The organism is Kitasatospora sp. NPDC059803 (assembly GCF_042732255.1).
In the GTDB taxonomy this organism is placed as follows: Bacteria; Actinomycetota; Actinomycetes; order Streptomycetales; family Streptomycetaceae; genus Kitasatospora.
This window is the reverse complement of the sequence record NZ_JBHWIJ010000077.1, coordinates 3553-6000: the sequence shown is the minus strand read 5'-3', so window position 1 is coordinate 6000 and position 2448 is coordinate 3553. Positions and strand designations below refer to the sequence as shown.

The window sequence follows — 2448 nt, the reverse complement described above, 5'->3', positions numbered from 1 at the left end:
CGCGCGCGGGGGGCCCACGCGCGCGGCGCCCCCCTCCCGTGGGCTGCGGGTTGGGCCGGGGGGCGCCCCGCGGGGGGCGCCCATCCCCCACGGCCGCGGCGGTGACGGCCAGGACGGCGAGTTCGCCGACGAGTCGGCGCCAGCCGGCCACGGCCTTCGGCGGGGACAGCAGTACGGCGGCGCGCGCCGGGAAGGCCAGCACGGCGATCAGGGCGACCGCCAGGGCGGTGAGCAGGGCGTTGCCCCACCGGGGGGTGGGCAGCAGCACCAGGGCGAAGGCCGTTCCGAGCAGGGCGGAGGGCAGCACGGTCGCCGCCCCCTCGCCGAGCAGGCGCAGCAGGATGCCGCCGCGCGAGCCGCCGCGGGCCTGGAGCAGCCGGAGTTCGGCGGTGCGCCGGTCGGCGGTGAGGGCCGCCGCGAGGCACAGCACCACGACGGCCACCCCGGCCACTCCGGCCGGTCCGATCGCGGCCAGCGGGGCCGCGGCGTCGTAGCGGGCGGTGGCCCGGGTGAAGATGTCGGGCAGGAGCGAGGTGACGTGCAGGTCCGGGCGCTTGGTCACGTCGGCGAGGGTGGTGGCGCCGCGCCCGACCAGGAAGGAGCCGACGGTGGCGCGGGTCTCGGCCAGCTGGTCGGCGCGCAGGGCGGCGGAGTCGACGGGCAGCCGCCAGAAGTTCACGCCGCCGTTGCCCCAGAGGATCAGCTGGTGCAGGCCGCTGTCGGTGACGAAACCGGTGGTCACCCAGTGGAGCTCCGCGCCCTGGCCCTCCAGGCAGGCGCGGGCGGGACAGCCCACGTCGTCCCAGGTCGGGTCGGTGGGGTTGTTGACGCGGTAGAAGCCGACCACGGTGGACCGGGTCCGGCCGGTCAGGTCGCTGCCGTTGTCGACGACGTCACCGAGCTTGACGCCGATGGTCTCGGCGGCCTTCTGGCTGATGATCATCGGCAGGGGTGCGCCCTCGGCCGCGGGGCCCGGCCAGACGCCGTCGGTGAGGGTCACGAGCTCCTTGAGCCCGTGCAGGTACAGCAGGCCGAGCACCGGCGGATGGTCGGAGACACGGGCGTAGCCCTCGTTGAACATCTTGCGCGGGGACTTGGCCCGGCTGCCGTAGAGCTGGCTGGTCTCGGTGAGCGGCAGGTCCCGGCCGATCTCCGCGGTCAGCTTCTGCTGCACGTCGTCGAGGGCCGAGGCCGGGTCACTCAGGTTCGGCTCGGAAGTGGCCTGCAGGCTGGTCGCGTTGACGCCCTTCTGGTGCACGAAGTCCCGCAGGGCGCTGTCCGCGCTCCGGTCGACGACGCGGGGGAAGGCCGCCGCCATGAACACGGTGACGAAGGCGAGCGCCGCCATGAGCAGGGTGGCCAGCGGCGTCGCGCGGAGCCGGGTGCGGACCCAGGGCGCGGGGCCGTGGGCGGGCGCGGGCTCGGGCGACGGGGTGGGCACGGTGGTGCCGGCCTTGGTGGTCACATCTCCTCCACGTGGCGCAGCCGGGCGGCCACGTCTCGACGGCGGCGTCCGATCAGGAAGGCCGAGAGCAGGGGAACGACGGCGATCGCGGCCGTGAGCAGCAGGGCCTGACCGAACGGCAGCTCGATCAGCGCCCCGGGCATCGGGCGGCGGGCGGCGGGCGTCAGCACGACGAACGGCACGATCAGGTGGACGAGCAGCGTGCCGAGGCCCAGCCCGACGGCCCCGCCGAGGGCGACCAGGAGGGCCTGTTCGGCGGCCATGGTGCGGGTCACCTGCTTGCGGCGGGCTCCCAGGGCGAGCAGCAGGGCGGAGTCCCGGGAGCGTTCGCGGGCGGAGGCGGCCACGGCGGCGCCGAAGCCGATCGCGGCGAGCACCCCGGTGACGACCGCGATGACCATGAGCGCGCTCTGCGGGGCGGCGCCGACCGGGTCGCTGAGGAGGGCCTCGGCGGCCTCCTCGTAGAGCTGGACGTCCTGGGTGCCGGGGGCGGCGCGCAGGGCGGCGGCGGCCTCCGCGGGGGTCCGGTCGCCGGGGCCGGTCGCGGGCAGCCACCACTCGGCGCGGTTGGGCAGTTCGCCGCCCTGTGCGGCCAGCAGCCGGGCCGTGGTGGAGAGGTCGACCAGGAGCGCGTTGGGGCCGGCCGCCGGCAGGGCGTCGACCACGGCGGTGATCTTGACCGGCAGGACGATCCCGGAGAACGGCACCTTGATGGTGTCGCCGACGGAGCCGCCGACGACCTTCAGGTAGTCGCGGGTGGCGATGCCGGACACGGCGTCCGGCACGCTCGTCCCGGTCGGCTGGAGCACGGCGCGGACCATGTCGCCGAGGCCGTTGGCGAAGCGGTAGCGGATGGTGAACAAGCGGTCGGCGCCGGTCGGTTCGGATCCGAGGACGGCGGCCGGCCCGGGCACCACGTCGCGGGCGGGGCGGGCGGGGGGGGCCCGGGGGCGGGCCCGCGCCGGCCGCCCCGCCCCCGGCGC

The 2448-nt window shown here is 76.5% G+C and carries 2 protein-coding genes; both read right to left on the bottom strand.

From position 1 onward, the window contains the following. Positions 1-1465: hypothetical protein (locus ACFV6I_RS15270; protein WP_380425589.1), on the bottom strand; the 1465-nt coding region annotated here is incomplete at its 3' end. Then, a partial coding sequence (locus tag ACFV6I_RS15265; protein WP_380425587.1) for an FtsX-like permease family protein occupies positions 1462-2448 on the bottom strand: 987 nt, incomplete at its 5' end. The genes ACFV6I_RS15270 and ACFV6I_RS15265, both read right to left, overlap by 4 nt.